At 66.4% G+C, this 17,758-nt stretch carries 16 protein-coding genes; 10 read left to right on the top strand and 6 right to left on the bottom strand.

What is annotated here, in order from left to right:
- Nucleotide 1: 1 nt before the first annotated feature.
- Together WKW80_RS36090 and WKW80_RS36085 are read left to right on the top strand one after the other, a co-directional pair.
- On the top strand, nt 2-157 hold the full coding sequence (locus WKW80_RS36090) for a LuxR C-terminal-related transcriptional regulator (RefSeq protein WP_340368372.1): 156 nt from the start codon (nt 2-4) through the stop codon (nt 155-157).
- 76 nt (nt 158-233) lie between these two features.
- On the top strand, nt 234-1,193 hold the full coding sequence (locus WKW80_RS36085; protein WP_340368370.1) for an electron transfer flavoprotein subunit alpha/FixB family protein: 960 nt from the start codon (nt 234-236) through the stop codon (nt 1,191-1,193).
- Between the two features lies 1 nt (nt 1,194).
- Here WKW80_RS36085 and WKW80_RS36080 read toward each other — a convergent pair whose 3' ends face one another.
- On the bottom strand, nt 1,195-2,976 hold the full coding sequence (locus tag WKW80_RS36080; RefSeq protein ID WP_422823048.1) for a SulP family inorganic anion transporter: 1,782 nt from the start codon (nt 2,974-2,976) through the stop codon (nt 1,195-1,197).
- A gap of 134 nt (nt 2,977-3,110) precedes the next feature.
- On the opposite strand from WKW80_RS36080, the gene ppk2 reads away from it, so the two are divergent.
- The 4 genes from ppk2 (at nt 3,111) to WKW80_RS36060 (ending at nt 9,074) form a co-directional block, all read left to right on the top strand.
- A complete protein-coding gene (ppk2, locus tag WKW80_RS36075; protein ID WP_422823047.1) occupies nt 3,111-3,977 on the top strand; it encodes a polyphosphate kinase 2 in 867 nt (288 codons plus the stop codon).
- Nucleotides 3,978-4,459: 482 nt separating this feature from the next.
- Nucleotides 4,460-7,144, top strand: a complete 2,685-nt coding sequence (locus WKW80_RS36070; protein WP_340368368.1) for a winged helix-turn-helix domain-containing protein — start codon at nt 4,460-4,462, stop codon at nt 7,142-7,144.
- 420 nt (nt 7,145-7,564) lie between these two features.
- Nucleotides 7,565-8,662, top strand: a complete 1,098-nt coding sequence (locus WKW80_RS36065) for a porin (protein WP_340368367.1) — start codon at nt 7,565-7,567, stop codon at nt 8,660-8,662.
- Between the two features lie 28 nt (nt 8,663-8,690).
- Entirely contained in the window at nt 8,691-9,074 is a 384-nt protein-coding gene (locus WKW80_RS36060; RefSeq protein WP_340368366.1) for a hypothetical protein, read from the top strand.
- Nucleotides 9,075-9,308: 234 nt separating this feature from the next.
- Here WKW80_RS36060 and WKW80_RS36055 read toward each other — a convergent pair whose 3' ends face one another.
- Both WKW80_RS36055 and WKW80_RS36050 read right to left on the bottom strand, forming a co-directional pair.
- Nucleotides 9,309-10,199, bottom strand: a complete 891-nt coding sequence (locus WKW80_RS36055) for a DUF2950 domain-containing protein (protein WP_340368365.1) — start codon at nt 10,197-10,199, stop codon at nt 9,309-9,311.
- A gap of 49 nt (nt 10,200-10,248) precedes the next feature.
- Entirely contained in the window at nt 10,249-11,679 is a 1,431-nt protein-coding gene (locus WKW80_RS36050; RefSeq protein ID WP_340368364.1) for a DUF3300 domain-containing protein, read from the bottom strand.
- 438 nt (nt 11,680-12,117) lie between these two features.
- On the opposite strand from WKW80_RS36050, the gene WKW80_RS36045 reads away from it, so the two are divergent.
- From WKW80_RS36045 to WKW80_RS37670, 3 genes are all read left to right on the top strand, one after another.
- Nucleotides 12,118-13,671 carry a DUF3300 domain-containing protein gene (locus WKW80_RS36045; protein ID WP_340368363.1) on the top strand — a complete coding sequence of 518 codons (1,554 nt, stop codon included), beginning with the start codon at nt 12,118-12,120 and terminating at the stop codon, nt 13,669-13,671.
- An 11-nt stretch (nt 13,672-13,682) separates the two neighbouring features.
- Nucleotides 13,683-14,615, top strand: a complete 933-nt coding sequence (locus WKW80_RS36040) for a DUF2950 domain-containing protein (RefSeq protein WP_340368362.1) — start codon at nt 13,683-13,685, stop codon at nt 14,613-14,615.
- Between the two features lie 131 nt (nt 14,616-14,746).
- A complete protein-coding gene (locus tag WKW80_RS37670; RefSeq protein ID WP_422823049.1) occupies nt 14,747-15,037 on the top strand; it encodes a DUF4124 domain-containing protein in 291 nt (96 codons plus the stop codon).
- An 83-nt stretch (nt 15,038-15,120) separates the two neighbouring features.
- On the opposite strand, the gene WKW80_RS36035 is transcribed toward WKW80_RS37670, so the two are convergent.
- Genes WKW80_RS36035 through WKW80_RS36025 form a run of 3 tightly spaced genes read right to left on the bottom strand, consistent with a single transcriptional unit; the run spans nt 15,121 to nt 16,382 of the window.
- The gene (locus WKW80_RS36035) at nt 15,121-15,345 is read right to left on the bottom strand and encodes a YMGG-like glycine zipper-containing protein (RefSeq protein ID WP_340368361.1); all 225 of its coding nucleotides are present in this window, start codon (nt 15,343-15,345) and stop codon (nt 15,121-15,123) included.
- A gap of 11 nt (nt 15,346-15,356) precedes the next feature.
- Nucleotides 15,357-15,740 (bottom strand): hypothetical protein, encoded by a 384-nt coding sequence (locus WKW80_RS36030; protein WP_340368360.1) that lies wholly within the window; start codon nt 15,738-15,740, stop codon nt 15,357-15,359.
- Between the two features lie 33 nt (nt 15,741-15,773).
- Nucleotides 15,774-16,382, bottom strand: coding sequence for a hypothetical protein (locus tag WKW80_RS36025; RefSeq protein WP_340368359.1), 609 nt, complete (start codon nt 16,380-16,382; stop codon nt 15,774-15,776).
- 314 nt (nt 16,383-16,696) lie between these two features.
- On the opposite strand from WKW80_RS36025, the gene WKW80_RS36020 reads away from it, so the two are divergent.
- On the top strand, nt 16,697-17,413 hold the full coding sequence (locus WKW80_RS36020) for a lipid-binding SYLF domain-containing protein (protein ID WP_340368358.1): 717 nt from the start codon (nt 16,697-16,699) through the stop codon (nt 17,411-17,413).
- Nucleotides 17,414-17,758: the final 345 nt, after the last annotated feature.

Raw genomic sequence — 17,758 nt, 5'->3', positions numbered from 1 at the left:
GATCAGGGGGCGCCTGAACAAGCAGATCGCAGCCGACCTGCTGATCGCGGAACAGACCGTCAAGCAGCATCGCGGCCGGGTCATGGAGAAGATCGGCGTGCGTTCGGTCGCGGAGCTCGTGCAGAACTGGGACGCTGCCGGGGCCTCATTCGAATGAATCGGCACGCGACCATCGTCGGCTTGCAGGGCGGCGCACCGCTGGTGCGTGCCGGCCCTTCCGAGCGGGTGATTGAATGACCGCGCTGGTGATTGCCGAGCACGACCACGCCGGCATCAAGACGGCGACGTTGAATGCCGTCACGGCCGCGTTGGCGTGTTCGGCAGGCGAGGTCCACGTCCTTGTGGCCGGGTCGAACGTGGGGGACGCCGTCGGGGCGGCAGCCTGCATCGCGGGCGTGACCCGGGTCATCGCCGCCGACAGCCCGGTCCTGGCTGACAACCTGGCAGAAAACCTGGCCGCCCAGATCCTGCCGATGGCTCCGAGCTACAGCCACATCGTGTTTGCGGCCATCGCCAACGGCAAGAACGTCGCTCCGCGCGTGGCGGCCTTGCTCGACGTGGCCGCGATCAGCGAAGTCACCAAGGTCATCGCATCGGACGTCTTCGAACGCCCGATCTATGCGGGCAACGTGATTGCCACTGTGCAAAGCGACGACGCCATCAAGGTGTTGACGGTGCGCACCACCAGCTTCGATGCGGCTTCGCCAACCGGCGGCAGCGCAACGGTGCAAACCATCGAAGGGGTGGCGGACACGGGCAAGAGCAACTTCCTTGGACGGGAGATCCACCGCAGCGATCGCCCGGAACTGACGGCTGCCCGGGTCATCGTCGCCGGTGGGCGGGGCCTGGGCAGCGCCGAGAAGTTCATGGACATGTTGGCGCCGCTGGCGGACAGGTTGAACGCGGGTCTCGGCGCGAGCCTCGCTGCAGTCGATGAAGGCTTCGCGCCCAACGACTGGCAGGTGGGCCAGACCGGAAAGATCGTGGCACCGGAGTTGTACATCGCCTGTGGCATCTCGGGTTCCATCCATCATCTGACCGGCATCAAGGACTCGAAGGTGATCGTTGCGATCAATTCGGACGAGGACGCCCCGATCTTTTCCGTTGCCGACTATGGGCTTGTGGCCGATCTGTTCCTTGCGATTCCGGAACTGGTCGCGAAGCTTGGAGACGCAGGCGAGCCACCGCCATGAATCAGCGGCCGGGGCCAGGTGGATGCGAGCCCATGGTGCCCGTCGCGATGCCTTCGAATTCGTCCAGAACGTCTATCGACGTCATCCGCCGGCCCAGGTCGCCGAAGCGTTCTTCGAGCCCTTCGCCGCGCAGGATATGGCGCGCGAGGGCGTGCGCCGAAGCGATTCGCATGGCGATGCCGGCCGCCTGCAACTGCGCCTGCAGCCGTGCCAGCATGCGGGCACCGGCAAGGTCGATGGTCGCCGAGGTCGAGAGGTCGCACACCACGAGCTGTATCGGCTGCGTCGCCGTGCGGACCTTCGCAAGCACCACCTCCTGCACGTGTTCCGCGTTGAAATAGAGGATGGCTGCCTCGACACGGAACACCAGCGCGCCATGGAGTGGCTCGTTGTCAGGGCTGTGCCGGCTGTCCGAAAGGCTGCGCGTACCCGGAATGCGCCCGAGGAAGGCGATGTGAGGCTGAGCCACCCGCCGGATGAGCAGCAGCAGGGACGCCACCGCCGCAAGCATCACGCCCTTGAGGATGCCCAGCACCAACACCCCGCCAAAGGCGATCATCGCGACGCCGAACTCGTAGCGGCTCGCGTTCCACAGCGCGCGCAGTTGGGGAATGTCGAAGAGGCCCTTGACCGCCACAAGCACGATGGTCGCCAGCACCACGTTGGGCAGGTTGCGAAGCAGCGGCGCAAGGTACGCCAGGCACAGTGCAATGGCGATCGAGGCGAACACCAGCGCCAGCGGCGTCTTCGCGCCCGCCTTGTCGTTGACGGAGGACTGCGACAGCCCGCCCGCCACTGGATAGCCCTGGACGAAGGCCACGGCCAGGTTCGCCGCGCCGAGGCCCAGCAGTTCCTGGCGCGCATCGATGACGTTGCCGTGGCGCTCGGCCAAGGTGCGCGCCGCGGACACGCCTTCGACGTAAGCCAGCAGCAGGCAGGCGAAGGCCAGCGGAAGCACGTCGTCCACGTCGTGAAGGCGCAGACTCGGTGCGCGGATGCCAGGCAATCCGGTTGGCAACTCGCCCAGTACCGGCAGGCCGAGGGCGGCCAGCGGCGTCACGGACAGCACGACGATCGAGAGCACCACCACGGCCAGCGCCACCGGCCGCCCCGGCAGCAGCTTCTCCCCGGCAAGGAGCAAGGCGAGCGAAGCCAGTCCGAAGCCGAGTACGGCGGCATTCGTGCCCGGCAGTTGGCCCACGAGCACCGCGACCCGCTCGAAGAAATGCTCCCCGCCGCCTTTGACACCGAACAGCTTCGGCAACTGCGTCATCGCGATCGTGAGCGCGGCGCCGGCCTTGAAGCCGAGAAGAATCGTCTCGCTGACGAAGTTCATGAGCGAACTCAGCCGCAAGAGCCAGGCGAGCATGCTCAGCCCCGCCATCACCAGCGCAGTGAGCGCCGCGAGATCCATGGCGCGCGCCGTATCGCCCCCCGCCAAGGCGGCCGTCATCGTCGGCGCGATAAGAATGGAGATCGCCGACGTAGGGCCGATCGCGAGCTGGCGCGACGAGCCGAAGAGCGCATAGAACAGGCCGCCGGCAAGGTAGCCGTAGACACCGCATTGAGGCGGCAGTCCGGCCAGCAAGGCGTAGGCCAGCGAAACCGGAATCGCGTAGGCAGCCAGCGTGATTCCGGCGACCGCATCGCGCGGCAACCATGCACCCCGGTAACCGGGCAACCATTGGGCAGGCGGGAACGCTGCGCGCCATCCGCTGACAGGCGCAGGAGGCATGGACGCGTCTCCCGGTGCGGTTGCGGTCTTCTCGATGATGTGCGGCATGCGGCCATCAGGAACGAGCCTGGGGCCCGAGTCTGTTCTGTCGGACACGAGCGTGGAAATCCGACCAAAGTAGGATTTGACGCCTCCGTACCCGACGCTACCCTGATGGGCAACGTCAAAGCGAGGTGCCTGCCATGCAACTGAAACATCGACCGGCGGACAAGCAGGAGAACGCGGCTGTCGCCGTCCGCGACGAATCCGACTCCAAGACCGAAGAGCCGTCCAAGGGGGGGCTCAAGCGCCGCGATTACGACAAGGAACTCGAACGCCTGCACGTCGAACTCGTCAAGCTGCAGCAGTGGGTCGTGCACAAGGGACTGAAGGTCTGCATCGTGTTCGAGGGGCGCGATGGTGCGGGCAAGGGCGGCACCATCAAGGCGATCACCGAGCGCGTGAGCCCGCGGGTGTTCAGGGTGATCGCGCTGCCGGCGCCGTCCGATCGCGAAAAAAGCCAGATGTACTTCCAGCGCTATCTGCCGCACCTGCCGGCTGCTGGCGAGGTGGTGATCTTCGATCGCAGTTGGTACAACCGCGCCGGCGTGGAGCGCGTCATGGGCTTTTGCACGGAGGAGATGGTTCACGGATTCCTGCGCGGGGTTCCGCTGGTGGAGCGGGCCATCCTGGATTCGGGGGTCATTCTTCTCAAGTACTGGCTCGAGGTCAGTCCCGAAGAGCAGACCCGCCGCCTGGAGGGCCGCATCCATGACCAGCGCAAGATCTGGAAGCTGTCGCCGATGGACCTCAAGTCCTACGGCCGCTGGAATGATTATTCACGTGCGCGGGACGAGATGTTCGCGGCCACCGACACGGAGTTCGCACCTTGGCACGTCGCGAGGTCGGACGACAAGCGTCGTGCGCGGCTCAACATCATTTCGCATTTCCTGAGCCAGGTGCCCTATCACGAGGTGCATCACGAGAAGGTGAAGCTGCCCAAGCGCGGAAAGATCAATGGCCCTCGCGAACCGGCCCATCCGGTGAGGTATATCGAAGAGAAGTATTGAACACCCCCGATGCGCCTGCGGCGCCTCCCCCTCGAGGGGGCGCACCCGGCGGCCCGGCAAAGCCGGTTCCGCGGGTGCCCACGAACAGACTTCGCCGTGCTCGTCCTGGGTTTCATGCGTCGCGGGTCTTGCAATAGCGTGGTGGAAGACTGAACGCGAGCAGGAGTGTCGGCGCTGTGTGAACGTCGACCGTCGGCGGGATTGGGCTCGGCGGGTTTCGAAACGGCAGCCGGCTTCGAGCGCGCCGCGCCGCTCGAAGCTGCAAAGAGCCCAGGTCCCTGCCTGGCGACGCCGCGATGCATCCGTTCAGGAACGTCGATCGAAGTGGATCCGGAGCGGGGGCAGCGCGAGCCATTCGGACAGGGAGGCTGCGCCGTGCAAAGCTAGAATTTCGCAAAGGCGCACGACTGCCCGTGAGGTCAGGGTGCCATTCAGCGGCACGGGCAGGCGACTTCACATGCGTGCTCTAAGAGGAAACTTTCGTGGCACGTGGTTCCGGCGAAGTCGACGATGACTTGTTGCTCAAGGTCTCGCCCCCGCGGGTGCCCCGTGATCTTGTTTCGCGTGCGAGGCTGCTGTCGGCGGAGACTCCGATCCGGGATCTTCGCGCGATCCTGGTCCAGGCTCCGGCGGGCTTCGGTAAGACATCTCTTCTGGCCCAATGGCGGCTCGAACATCTTTCCCATGGCGCCGTGGTCGGCTGGGTGTCGGCGCAGCCGCAGGATGAGCCACAGCGCCTGGCGCAGAGTCTCGCGCTGGCGATCCGGCGCGCCGCCGGACGATCGACCTTCGGCCACACGCTGCTCGAAGCCGTGGGCCCCGGCGGTCTGGAAGGAATCACGATGTGGCTCGCAGAGCTGGCGCAGTCGGCGCTGGATGTCGTCCTCATCGTCGACGAAGCCGAACGCCTGCCGGCAGCATCGCGCGAGGCCCTCGCCTATCTGATGCGCAATGCGCCTACGAATCTGCGCGTGATCGTCGCGGCGCGGCCCGATGTGCATCTGGACATCGACGATCTCCTCGCCTACGGGCAATGCGTCGCGATCGGATCGTCCTCGCTTCGGTTCCGCCTCGACGAAACCATGCAACTGATGCGCAGCCGGTTGGGCGCACGCGTCGACAACGACACTGCTGCACGGCTGCACGAGCTGACGGAAGGCTGGCCGCTGGGCCTTCAACTGGCGCTCACCCTCATTGCGCGCGGCGTCGATGCGCGTGCGGATGTCGCGGACATGGGCGTGCTCAGCGCCGAGTTGCATGAGCATTTCGTCAAGCGGCTGCTGGCCCATCTCGATCCTGGCGACAGCGAGTTCCTCGTCCGTATCTCGATCCTCGATCACCTGCATCCGGAGTTGTGCGGCGCGGTCACGGAATTCGCCGACGCGGACGAGCGTCTGGCACGCCTGAGCCGTGAGACGCCAGTTTTCGCCGCGTCCGAACGCGGCGACTGGCTGCGCATGCACACCCTGGCGCGCGACGTGCTGCGCAAGCTCTTTTCGGCCCTGACCCCGGCGCAGCAGTCACAGGCCCATGCGCGCGCCGCGGAATGGCTCGCCGAGCACAGACTGCTCGAATATGCGGCGCGGCACGCATTGACTGCCGGGCAGAATCAGAAGGCATACGAACTGGCAGAGCGCAGCTTGTACGAATCCATCATGCGGCACGGCCGGCAGGGTGCGGTGCTCGACTGGCTCGCGGAGCTTCCTGCTGCCGAACTGGACCGGCGACCGCGCCTCCTGCTGGCTGCCGCCTGGACGCTCGCGGTCAGCGAGCGGCATGAGGAAGCCGAGCGCCTGGTGGCGCGCATCCTCGCCCAACCCGAAGTGGACGACAAGCTGAGCTGCGAATGCGCGCTGATCCTCGCAGGCGCAGCCGTATTCGCGGACGATCCCGATCGCTTTGCCGCGCTGCACGACCCCTGGGCAGATGCAGCCCCGCCGCACGATCCGATGCTGCTGCAGGTGATTGCGAATCGAAAGGCCTACCGCGCGCTGCTCGAAGGCGAACCAGCGCTCGCGCGCCTGCGCGAGCAACAGGCACCGCGAGGCGATTTCAGTCGCGGCGTGGGGTACACGCAGCGCTGGGGAGAATTCATCGTTGGACTGAGCTACATCTGGGAGGGTCAGGTACAGCTCGCCGACAGCCTGCTGCGGCCCGCGGTGGCGAGCGCCGACGCGGAATTGGGGCGGCGAAACAGCTTCAGCTGCATGCTGGCCGCCCTGCAGGCCGCGGCGGCGTGGGAGTGCGATCGTCCTCGCGATGCGGCCACCGTGTTGGCGGATCGCCTCGACATCCTGGAGCGCAGTGGCTTGCCTGAATCGTTGCTGCTGGCGTACCGGACGATGGCCCGGATGGCAGCGGCCGAGGGCGCCGAACATCGCGCGCTCGAATTGCTCGAAGCCCTCGATGCCGTCGGGGCGGTCCGGCGGCTGCCGCGCCTGCGGATCGCCAGCCTGACCGAGCAGGTCCGTATGCATGCCGGACGATATCGTTCGCAGAGTTGCCGTGAACTCTGCGAACGGATCGATGCGCTGTGTCGCGACGATGCGCTGTCGCAGGGCCGCCTCTGGCGGCGCAACGTGGACGTCCTGCGGGAAGTCGCCCTGAGCTATGCGGCCATCGCCGCGAAGGACTGGCGCCTCGCGCTGGAGCCGCTGAAACGCGCCGACGCGATGGCGCGCGTGCTCAAGCAGGGCCGCTTGCGCATCGAACTGCTCGGGCTGCACGCCTTCGCCCTCGACCAGTGCGGCGAGGACTCGCATGGGCGGTTGCGCGAAGCCGTGGACCTGGCGGACACCTTCGGACTTCGGCGGGTTTTCGCCGACGCCCACCCCGATCTGGGGAACTGGGTGAGCCGTGTTGCTGCCGACGGGTTGCAGCGCGCAAGCCTCGTGGCCCGCCCCGCCGCGCCCGCCGCAAAGGTGGAGGAAGTGCAAGAAGTGCGGACCGCTTCGGCCTACGGCATGGTCCTCACGCCGAAAGAGCGCGAGGTGTTGGAGCTGCTCGCACGCAACCTGTCGAACAAGGAGATCGGGCGTGCCATGCAGGTCGGCGAGACCACAGTCAAGTGGCACGTCAAGAATCTCTTTGCCAAGCTCGACGCCGGCACCCGCAAGCAAGCCGTCCTTCGTGCGCGCATCCTCGGGTTGATCAAGACTGAAGGATGAAACAACCCCGAAGCGCCTTCGGCGCTTCCCCCTCAAGTCCCCTCAAGGGGGCGCACCCGGTGGCCCGGCAAAGCCGGTGGGATGAAACACCCCCGAAGCGCCTTCGGCGCCTCCCCCTCAAGGGGGCGCACCCGGTGGCCCGGCAAAGCCGGTTCCACGGGTGCCCACGAGCAGACTCGCCGTGCTCGTCCGGTTCAGGCGTCGCGGGTTACGCCATGGCCTGGTGGAGCACTGACATGCCGCTGTCTTACCCCGTTCACCCCGCGCGGTGCGACTGTCAACTCATCCGACCAAGGTAGGATTTGCCATGCATTTTTGCTGAAATAGCATGCCGCTTGCCGTTCTCGCTCAGGCAATCTCCACAACGGCTGGGGCGCAGAGCAGGCTGCTCCCGGCCCCAAGAATACGAAGGAGAACGCGATGAGAGTGAAGGTCACGCTGGCTGCGGCCAACTGCATGTTCGTGGGCGCCGCACTTGCGCAGACCAGCGTGGGGCAGGGGCCCGTCAGCGGCAGCAGCGTGACACTCTTCGGCATAGCGGATGTCGCTGTCGCGTATGGCACGGGAAGCGCCGCGCACAAGACGCAACTGGTCAGTGGCGCCAATTCCCCTTCGAGGCTCGGCTTTCGCGGCACCGAGGACCTTGGCGGCGGGCTGGGCGCCAACTTCTGGCTGGAAGCCGGCTACAACGCAGACGACGGCACCGGCGTGGCAGGCAACAGGAACAACACACCCGCTGGCGCCACGTCGGGCGATGTGATCTCTTTCAACCGGCGCGCCACTGTCAGCCTGATCGATCTGTGGGGCGAGTTGCGCCTCGGCCGGGACTTCACGGCCCCCTACCGCAATCGCGAACAGGTGGATCCGTTCGGCACGAACGGCGTTGGTGCTTCGCAGGCCAATGTCGGCACGCTGGCCGGACCGACCGCGACACGCGCGTCGAACATGATCGGCTACTTTCTTCCACCGGGCCTCGGCGGGTTTTTCGGGGAGGTCCAGTATTTCATGGGCGAAAACATCTCGAACTCCGCAACGCCGGATGACGGTGACGGCTATGCCGCGCGCATCGGATACGGCATCGGCGCGTTCGGCGTTGCGATTGCCTCCGGCAGTACGAAGTTCGCGCGCACCAGCTCCACAGGGAACATCAACGTCTTGAACATTGGCGCCTTCTACGACTTTGGCATCTTGAAGCTCTCGGGCGGCTACTACCGCGACAAGGTCGAAAGCATCGTGCCCGTCACCGGCACCGGGTACCTGGTCGGCGGCACCGTTCCGGTGGGCGTCGATCAGGTGCGCGTGTCCTACTCGACTTATGGAACCGACGAGGCGGGCGGTCCGCGAAGCCGCAAGTTCGCGATCGGCTATGTCTACACCTTCTCCAAGCGAACGGTGGCCTATGTGACCTACGCGCACCTGGCCAATAGTGGCGGGGCATCGGCCGCGCTCAATGGTTCCCTGACAGCTCCGGATCGGAGTTCCAATGGCTGCGACTTCGGATTGCGCCACAGCTTCTGATGCCACAGTGACACCAAGGAGGTCACGAATGAGAGTCCTGAGAACAGTTCTTGCGATCGCGATGGCGCTCCCGGCGATAGCGAACTCGCAGCCTGTGGGCGCCGACGCCAGCGAAGCGGCGAGGGCCGCGCGGATCAGGGAAGGCGCCTCGGCCGCGCGCGGCCCGCAGATCGGAGAGGGCAATCCGATTCCCGAGCCGCGGCGCTCCTATTCGGCCGAGGAACGCGCGGCCGCGCACACGGCGCGCCGTAGCGGCAGCGGCGCGCCGGCCGCGAAGCCTTCACAGCCCGGCAGTCCCGCGCCGAAGTTGTTCAGTCCTGAGCGCGACGCAGCGCGCGCCCCCTACAAGGCCGAGGCCACGCGAGCCAACAAGGCGGGAGAGATCCGCGCGCATGGGGAGCTCAGCTACTGACCCTCACGGATCGAGGGGGAGGCGCAAGGTCGAACGCAAGCCGTCATGCGCGGCGCGCATCCGTCGAACCCCTCATATCAATTCCACCACGCTGTCGCGTGACCCGCGACGCATGAAACCCAGGACGAGCACGGCGAAATCTGTTCGTGGGCACCCGTGGAACCGGCTTTGCCGGGCCACCGGGTGCGCCCCCTCGAGGGGGAGGCGCCGCAGGCGCTTCGGGGGTGTTCAGCTTCAATTGACGGTCGCCTTGCGCCAGCCCGCGTCGGGATCGAATCGCTTGATGGCCCGTGCGGCCGCCTCGGTGCCGGACCCTAGATCCTTTTCGTAGACGACGCCTTCGTGGCTCACCATGAAGCTCATGATGCCGGTATCGCCGTAACGCACAGGCCACGCGATCAATGCGAAGCCGCTGCGCATGCGCCCGCCGATGATGTAGTCGTACGCACCGCCGGAAGCGGCCTTGCCCTGCGCCGTGAGGATCCTGAAGCGGTAGCCGTGGTAGCCCTCGCCGGGCTTCTGGCTCACGTAGAGAGGTCCGAGCGGACTCTGCCCCTGTCCGGTCGTGTCCGGCCAGTACAGGCCGTCGTGGCGGCCCGGCGAGCTCACGAATTTCTGGGCGTATTCGAGTACGCCGTCGCCGGTGTGGTCACGTTGCGCGTATTCCTTCTGCGCGTCGAAGTACGCGAGCGCAGCTTGCATTGCCGAAAGTTCATTGCGGCCAATGCGCCGCGTTCGCATGACGTCGGCACCCGCGCGAGGATCGAAACGCCAGCCGGCATCGCCCTTGACGATCGGCACCGGCAACGTCCAGTCGCCATCGCCGACCGCGAGCAGCGCCCTCCCGCTGTTCTCCGGGACGATCTTGTGCTGCCTGGACCAGGCCGACAGGAATTTGTCGAGATCTTCGCGGTCGACGTCGCCGACCGGGACGAAGCGCCTCCAGTCGGCTCCGAGCACGGTCTGCAGTGCAACGGTGTCATTGCGGGAAATTGCGTCGTGAAGCGCTTGCGAGGCGGCCTCCGCGCTAGGGTAGGCGCGCTGCGCGAACGAAGGTGCCGAAGCCAGCGCCCCGGCCGCGACGATCGCTGCTGCCAGCGCCTTGAAGACTGAAGGTTGCCGCATGGTGGGGACTCCACGGTTGAGGGATTGCGTCATGCCTGTCACCTACCACCTACCGGCGTCCGCCGCCGCCGCGTCCACCGCCGCCGCCGCCGCGACCGCCACCGCCACGAGCCCCGCCACCGCTGAAGCCGCCGCCTGCGCTAGCGCGCGCCCCGCCGCCGGCCTGGCCCATCGACTGCCGGCTCGAGTTGCCGCGATTGAATTGCTGCTGTGCCTGCCCCGCATTGCCGGCGCCGCGAAATGCGTTGTCGCCGCCGCGGGAACTCACGCGATCCACACCCCCGCCCTGGCCGCCGAACTGGTTCCGATCACCCCCGCGGCCGCCACCGAAGTCGCCGTCACCTCGTCCCCCGGCTGCAGCTTGCGCACGGTCGCGCGTGCCGGCATCGTTGCGCAATTGATCGCGCCCTTGCCCCGGATCCATGCCGCGCTGCTGCAGCGCGGATTGCGCCTGCTGGCGCTGTGCATCGCGGGGGGTGTCACGACCGCGAAAGTCCCCGCGCTGGTCCGAGCCCGCCACATTGCGGCCGAACTGCTGCTGGCTGCGACTGTCCCGGTAGGGAACGCCGCGTCGATTCGCAGCGTTGTGCTGGAACGACTGGTTGGCGCTGATCTGCCGGTTCACGTTCACGTTGTTGTACCGGGCGGCATTGATGTTGACGTTGCCGCCACCCCAGTTGCAGTTGCCCCAGAGCGCCGCCGTCGCGGCCACGCCGACGCCGAATGCAATGCCCGTTGCGAGCGCCGCGCCCGGGTAGTACATCGCCGGTGGATAGTAGTAATAGGGTGGGTAGGCGGGGTATGGCCACGTGCCATACACCACGCTCGGGTTGTAGGTCGGCACATAGACGACCTGCGGGTCCGCCGGTTCGATCACGATCACGTTCTGATTCGTCTGGGGGTCCGGTGCGGCGCTCACCCTTTGCTGTTCCGACGACTTGAGGTTGCCGGTCGACTGCGCCTTGGAGCGCAGCCGCTGCGCGGAATCGAGCACATCCTTCGATGAGGCGAGGAATGCATCGCCGAGGTTCTGCACCCAGTCCGGCTTGTCGCCCATGATCTGGATCACCTGCGGAAACGCGACCAGCGACTTGACGCTCGGATCCCAGGGCTCGTTCTCGACGGCTTTGACCGCGGCGTCGCCGGATCGATCTGGATTCGCCTTCGACCATCTGGCCGCGTCGGCCACGTCTGCCGGATAGGTCGCCGCCATCAAGACCTGCGACAACAAGGAGTCGGGGTAGAGCGCGATGGGCGCCATCATCTGGTCGATCTGTTCGACGCTGAATGGCGAACTGCTCTGAGCCGGCACGGCGGAGGGCGTGGCTGCGGCCGCCGGCCGCGGCGCAGTGCCTGCGACAGGGGCTACCACATAGGGCCCGGGGGGCGCCGGTGCGACGACACAACCCGCCACCATCAAAGGTATCGCCAGCGAGGCAAGGAAGGGGGAGGGCCCACGCGCGATCGGTTGCTGCTTCATATTCCAGACCCTGGTCAAGGTTTCGTGCGAGGTGAAACTGAGAAAACGCGTGCCATTGGAGTTTCAAAGGACGCAGACGTCAAGCGGCTGCCAACCGGCACAGGGAACAACGAGATGGTGCGTTGCTGCGTCCAAGGGCGGCCGGCAAGATGCATGCAGCGTACGAATGCAAATGAACCAATGAAGGCCGGTGCAGGCGATGCGGGGCCTGCAAGCTCGCCTGCGATAGCCGAGGAATCCCGGCGATGTGAATGTGGTCCGAATGGATGGTCCCGGCTCCGCGTCGCTTCATGCATGGCGGACGATTGACCTGCTTGTCGATTCCTGGAATCCGACCAAAGTAGGATTTGCGCCCGATCGCACAGGCACTAGTCTGGATCAAGCGGCGCGCATCCAGTTGCCCGGTGATGGCGCCATTGCTCAACTGAAGGAGGCGATATGCGTGCCCTGGTCGTCCGAATCGCGCGCGCTCTCATGCTGGCGACCTCGCTGCTGGCGACGCTCGCGGGTGCTCAGCAGGCACCGAGTTTTTCAACGGAACAGCTCGACCAGATGATGGCGCCCATCGCGCTGTACCCCGACTCCTTGTTGTCGCAGGTATTGATGGCGGCCACCTATCCCACGGACGTCGCTGCTGCTGCGAAATGGTCGAAGGCCAACCCGAGCCAGAAGGGCGAGGCGGCGCTGAAGGCCGTGGCCGACGAACCATGGGACCCGAGCGTCCAGTCGCTGGTCGCATTCCCGCAGGTGATCCAGACGATGGGCGACAAGCCGGACTGGGTGCAGAACCTCGGTGACGCCTTCCTTGCGTCATCGAAGGACGTGCTGGACTCCGCACAGAGGCTGCGCGCCCGCGCGCAGAGCAACGGAAGCCTCAAGACGACCGAGCAGCAGAAGGTCATCGTCGAGCAGGCACCGCAGACGCAGGAAACCGTCATCAAGATCGAGCCGACGGACCCGCAGGTGGTGTATGTGCCGGCGTACAACCCGACGGTGGTGTACGGCACATGGCCTTATCCCGCATACCCGCCGTACTACTATCCGCCGCCCGCTGCCTACTACCCCGGCGCCGCGCTCGCCACCGGGCTCGCGTTCGGCGTCGGTATCGCCGCCACGGCCGCGCTCTGGGGCAATTGCAATTGGGGTGGCGGCAACGTCAACATCAATGCCGCCCGGTACAACAACGTGAACGTGAACCGGCAGATCAGCGCCAACCAGTCGTTCCAGCACAACGCTGCCAATCGACGCGGCGTGCCGTACCGGGACAGTCGCAGCCAGCAGCAGTTCGGCCGCAATGTGGCTGGCGCGGACCAGCGGTCAGACTTCCGCGGACGCGACACCGCACGTGATTCCCAGCGCCAGCAGGCGCAATCGGCGCTCCAGCAACGGGGCATGGACCCGGGCCAGGGACGCAACGAATTGCGCAACGACCCCGCGACCCGGGAGCGTGCCCAGAACGCCGCGCGGGACACGGGCCGCGACCGCCAGGGCGCGGGGGATCGTGGCGGGGCCGGTGACCGTGGCGGAGATCGCACAGGTGATCGGGCGGGGGATCGTGCAGGTGACCGCACGGGCGACCGTGCCGGTGATCGCGGCAACACGGGAGATCGTGGCGGCGCGGGAAACCGCGGGGGTGCCGGTGACCGTGGCGGCGGCCAGGGCCTGAATCAGGGGCCATCGCGTGGAGGAGACAACGCGCTGCGAGGCGCGGGCGATGCAGGCAACCAGGCTCGCCAACAGGCCAGCCGTGGCGACGCGAGTCGCCAATCCATGGGGCAGAGTCGTGCCGCCCACAGCGGTGGCGCAGGCGCGGGCGGTGCGCGTGCGGGTGGCGGCGGTGGTGGCGGTGGTGCCGCACGTGCTGCTGGTGGCGGAGGCGGCGGTGGCGCTCGTGCTGGCGGCGGTGGCGGAGGCGGCGGGGGCGCGCGTGCTGGTGGCGGCGGGGGCCACGGTGGGGGTCGCGGAGGCGGCGGCGGCGGCGGGCGCCGCTAGAAGGATCTGAAATGACACAACCCTCCATCCAGAAAGCGCGAAACATGTTCCAGAGCATCGCTCCGTTCAAGACCTTGGCAGCGGCGGTTGCCTTCGCGTTGACGCTCGCATCTGAATCCTCGTTCGCCCAACGCGCCTATCCCACGCCGGACGCGGCGTCGCAGGCGTTGGCGGATGCCGTCGCAACCAGCGACATCGACGCCTTGCGGACCGTGCTTGGCCCCGACTGGCGGCGGTTCATCCCCGAAGGCAGCTTCGATCGCGAGGACATCTACGGATTCCTCGGTGCATGGGCCACGCAGCACAAGACCGTCCTCGAATCCCCCAATCGCGCAATGCTCGCCGCCGGCCCCGGCGATTGGACATTGCCCATTCCGATCGTCAAGAGTGCCGCCGGATGGCGCTTCGACACACACGCAGGCGCCGACCAGATGCGCTCGCGGCGCATCGGGCGCAACGAACTCGCCGCGATGCAGGCCGCCCTTGCCTACTTCGACGCCCAGAAGGAATATGCCCTGCAGGACCGTGACGGCAACGGCGTGCTCGAATACGCGCAGAAGTTCGCCAGTTCACGCGGCAAGCACGACGGCTTGTATTGGCCGGAGGGTCCGGGCGAGGCGCCCAGTCCGCTCGGCCCGCTCTACGCGGGCGTCAGGCCCGGCGAGGGCTACCACGGCTACCACTTCAAGATCCTCACGGCACAAGGCAAGGACGCTCCGGGCGGCGCCTACGACTATGTCATCGGAGGCCGCATGCGCGGCGGCTTCGCATTGATCGCCTGGCCGCTGCGCTATGGAGACACGGGCGTGATGAGCTTCATGGTCAGTCACGATGGCACGGTGTACGAGAAGGACCTCGGACCCGGCACGGATGCAGCCGCGCGTGCCGTGGTGCGCTTCAATCCTGACGCGAGCTGGCGCAAGGCGATGGTGCCCGGTGTATGACGTGCGCTCGCTGGTCGCTTCTGGCGACCCGGTAGATCCATCGTGAATACCTCGCGCGATCCCACCTCGTCAAACGCACGGTGCCGCCTGCCGCAAGGAACCGTTCTTGCAGCAGGCCCGTCCTTCAAGAAATGAACAATCTCCAGCGAATCGGTTGCGCCCTGGCGGTCGGCATGGCCCAGTCCGTCCTTGCGCATCAGGTGAACGAATGCGTGGATGCGGGCGGCCGCAAGGTCATGACGGATCGACCTTGCGAAAATCCCGCGACGGAACGCAAGCGCGAGCAGGATCGAAAGGTACGAGGCGTCGGCGCCGAACAGGTTCAAGCCGAGGACATCTTCAGCACCCGGACCAAGTTGCGCAACAACGGGAAGCCGGTCTCGGCGAAACCTTCGCAAGGCGAAAGCAGACCGCAGCCATAGAGGGTGCCGCGACTTCGGCGTTCGAGAAGCCCATCACGCGAAGAAGGCAGTGACATCGCGCCCCGCGCGCACTGCCGCCACCCTCACTGTTGCCTGCCGCCCTTGATATTGCCGGCCACACCGCCGGCCACGGCGCCGACGGCCGCGCCGGTCCAGCCGCTGCCGCCGGCAATGGCTGCGATGCCCGCGCCTGCCGCGGCTCCGAGGGCTGCACCGCTCACGGTGCCCTGTTGCTGCGGGGTCATGTTCGTGCAACCCAGCAACATCGCCGCCGCGGCGACCGGCATCATCCATGCACTGTGCTTCATCTCTTGCCTCCTCAGGGTTTGCTGTTGAGACCCGGCACGATCATCTCGAACCACAGGGTCTCGATGACGGGCCGCTGCAAGCGATCGGGATGTGTGGCGTACCAGTTGTCGAGCGCGCTGCGAACGCTGTCCAGGCTTTGCCCCTTCAGCCCTCTGACGGTCCGCGGAATGATGCTCTGGCTATCGGGCGGCGCGTTGCCAGCGTGGTAGGCGCTTTCGATCTGGATCACGTTGGCGACGCCGATCAGGTAGCTCTTCTTCACTTGCTCCGAGGAGCGAGTCCAGTGCTCTCCGGTGACCAGTGGGACTTCGTCCGCCCGGGCCGGGCTCCACGCCCCTGCAAAGGCCATCAACAACAGCACCGCCGCCCAATGCCACGCCTGCCTTGTCTTCATCGGTTTCTCCTCGAAAGAACTGGTGATGCACATCTATTTCCCGGAGCGGGAGGCAGGCTCGACGGAGAGCGCCACCGCCTCGGTGTAGACGGCGTGCACCTGGTCACCCACCTTGACCAACTTCAACTGCTCGGGATCGTGTACGTCCAGGACGACCTCATGCTCGGGTCCATGAAGCGTGACCGTCCTGGCCTTTCTGTTGACGGCGACCACGTCTGCGGTGACCTCGATCCTTTGACCCACCACACCGGCGGGTCGCTCGCCAGCCGGAGACCGGTCGCCATCCACGGTCTCGGTCCTGCTGCGCGTTTTCTTGCCGTTCTTCATCAAGGTCAGCGTCAGCGCCTGTGCGTAACGCACCGCCACGCGGTCGCCGACCTTGATCTGTTCGAAGTTGCGTACGTCGGGTCCCACTTCAAGAGAGGACACCTTTCCGTGCGGGCCCTTGATGGTCAGATGATGTCTTTTCCTGTCGATCGCCTCGACGGTCGCCTTGACTTCGACGACCTCTGCGACGGTTCCCTTGCCGGGCTCCGTGGAGGCCACGACCGCCGCACCGGCCGGAGGCTTGTCGTCCGAGAAGACAGGCAGCGAGAGTGCGCACAGCGCTGCCGAAATCATGAGCATGGATGGGGTCTTCATGGCATGGCTCTCCGTGTCGAAGCCCTCGGCTGCATTCGTGAACCTGGCTTCCCGATTGCGCTCGGAGCTGGGGCTGTCCGGAATGTTCCGAGAGTGAGCTTGCACCTGCGCCTCGTGGCCTGGGAATCCGACCTAAGTAGGATTTGCGCCCGCTCGAGCAGGCGCTAGCTTGGGGCGCTCACATTCGCAAGGCGAAGCTGGGTGGCCGGGTGGCTGCCTGGCGGCTTGCATCGGAGAGGACAACACATGCGACAGCTGCACATCGTCATGGGAAGAACTTCCGGACGGCCCCCGCATGCTTTCAGGGGCGGTTCATGAAAACGACACGCAGGCACTTCGCACTGGCCGCGTCGGCCCTCGGCATTTCGGCCGCATTCGGCAGCGTGCCGGCGCGGGCGGCCGATGCGGCGGACGCCGAGGCCCTGGTCGTCGCGGCGCAAGCCACGGTCGAGGCCTTCACCCGAGACAACGACATCACCGGCTTTGTTGCCGCGCTCGGACCGGCCAAGGGAATACTGGTCTTTCCGCGGGTCATCAAGGCGGGCCTCGTGTTCGGTGGATCCGGCGGCAGCGGCGTGCTGCTGGTGCGCAACAAGACTCGAAACGAGTGGTACGGCCCCGCCTTCTACACGATGGGCTCGGCGAGCGTTGGACTCCAGATCGGTGCGTCGGTAGCGGAGGTTGTCATTCTGGCGATGACCGACAACGCACTCAACGCGCTCTACCACAAGGCAGACCTGAGCCTGGGTGGCGACGCGTCCGTGGCCATTTGGAACAAGGGCGTGGGGACTGCCGCAGATACCGAACCGGACTTCCTTGCCTATTCAAGGGTCAAGGGCGCTTTCGCGGGCTTCTCGATCCATGGCTCCGTGGTGGCAGCCCGCCAAACGCTCAATGACGCCTATTACGGCAAGCCCGCCACGCCGCTGGCGATCCTGCTCGAGCGCGAGGTCAGCAATCCCGCCGCGGCGAACCTGCAAGCGGCGGTCAAGGGGTTGCGACGCATCGCCATCAGCGAGATTGCGCAGTAAGGGCATTCGAGCGATGGCCCCGGGCGAGGCGACGCGTGCTCAGGGGCCCGGCAGTTGGCCAAGTTCAACGGCGCGAGCCTCGATATGGCAGGAATGGCGGTTCGCCGACCCTTGCCAAGCGGCCAAGCGGCCAAGCGGCCAAGCGGCCAAGCGACCAAGCGACCAAGCGACCAAGCGACCACGCGGCCAAGCGGCCCCAAGCGGCCGGGCGCCGGGCGAGTGGGTCGTCGTGGATCAGGCCGCGGCCAGCAGGTGGTCCTGCCAGGCGGCTCGCAGAATGTTCTTCTGCACCTTGCCCGTGGCACCGAGCGGAATGCTGTCGACGAAGACCACGTCGTCGGGTGT

The sequence above is a fragment of the Variovorax humicola genome, assembly GCF_037889915.1.
Taxonomy (GTDB): Bacteria; Pseudomonadota; Gammaproteobacteria; order Burkholderiales; family Burkholderiaceae_C; genus Variovorax; species Variovorax humicola.
Note: the sequence above shows the minus strand (reverse complement) of the source record. Positions and strands in the feature narration are given on the sequence as shown.

Bases quoted from the DNA above. Each gene is read 5' to 3' on its own strand.
- WKW80_RS36085 (WP_340368370.1), top strand. From the start codon at position 234: ATGACCGCGCTGGTGATTGCCGAGCACGACCACGCCGGCATCAAGACG.
- WKW80_RS36080 (WP_422823048.1), bottom strand. From the start codon at position 2,976: ATGCCGCACATCATCGAGAAGACCGCAACCGCACCGGGAGACGCGTCC.
- ppk2 (WP_422823047.1), top strand. From the start codon at position 3,111: ATGCAACTGAAACATCGACCGGCGGACAAGCAGGAGAACGCGGCTGTC.
- WKW80_RS36065 (WP_340368367.1), top strand. From the start codon at position 7,565: ATGAGAGTGAAGGTCACGCTGGCTGCGGCCAACTGCATGTTCGTGGGC.
- WKW80_RS36060 (WP_340368366.1), top strand. From the start codon at position 8,691: ATGAGAGTCCTGAGAACAGTTCTTGCGATCGCGATGGCGCTCCCGGCG.
- WKW80_RS36055 (WP_340368365.1), bottom strand. From the start codon at position 10,199: ATGCGGCAACCTTCAGTCTTCAAGGCGCTGGCAGCAGCGATCGTCGCG.
- WKW80_RS36050 (WP_340368364.1), bottom strand. From the start codon at position 11,679: ATGAAGCAGCAACCGATCGCGCGTGGGCCCTCCCCCTTCCTTGCCTCG.
- WKW80_RS36045 (WP_340368363.1), top strand. From the start codon at position 12,118: ATGCGTGCCCTGGTCGTCCGAATCGCGCGCGCTCTCATGCTGGCGACC.
- WKW80_RS36040 (WP_340368362.1), top strand. From the start codon at position 13,683: ATGACACAACCCTCCATCCAGAAAGCGCGAAACATGTTCCAGAGCATC.
- WKW80_RS37670 (WP_422823049.1), top strand. From the start codon at position 14,747: ATGAACAATCTCCAGCGAATCGGTTGCGCCCTGGCGGTCGGCATGGCC.
- WKW80_RS36035 (WP_340368361.1), bottom strand. From the start codon at position 15,345: ATGAAGCACAGTGCATGGATGATGCCGGTCGCCGCGGCGGCGATGTTG.
- WKW80_RS36030 (WP_340368360.1), bottom strand. From the start codon at position 15,740: ATGAAGACAAGGCAGGCGTGGCATTGGGCGGCGGTGCTGTTGTTGATG.
- WKW80_RS36025 (WP_340368359.1), bottom strand. From the start codon at position 16,382: ATGAAGACCCCATCCATGCTCATGATTTCGGCAGCGCTGTGCGCACTC.
- WKW80_RS36020 (WP_340368358.1), top strand. From the start codon at position 16,697: ATGAAAACGACACGCAGGCACTTCGCACTGGCCGCGTCGGCCCTCGGC.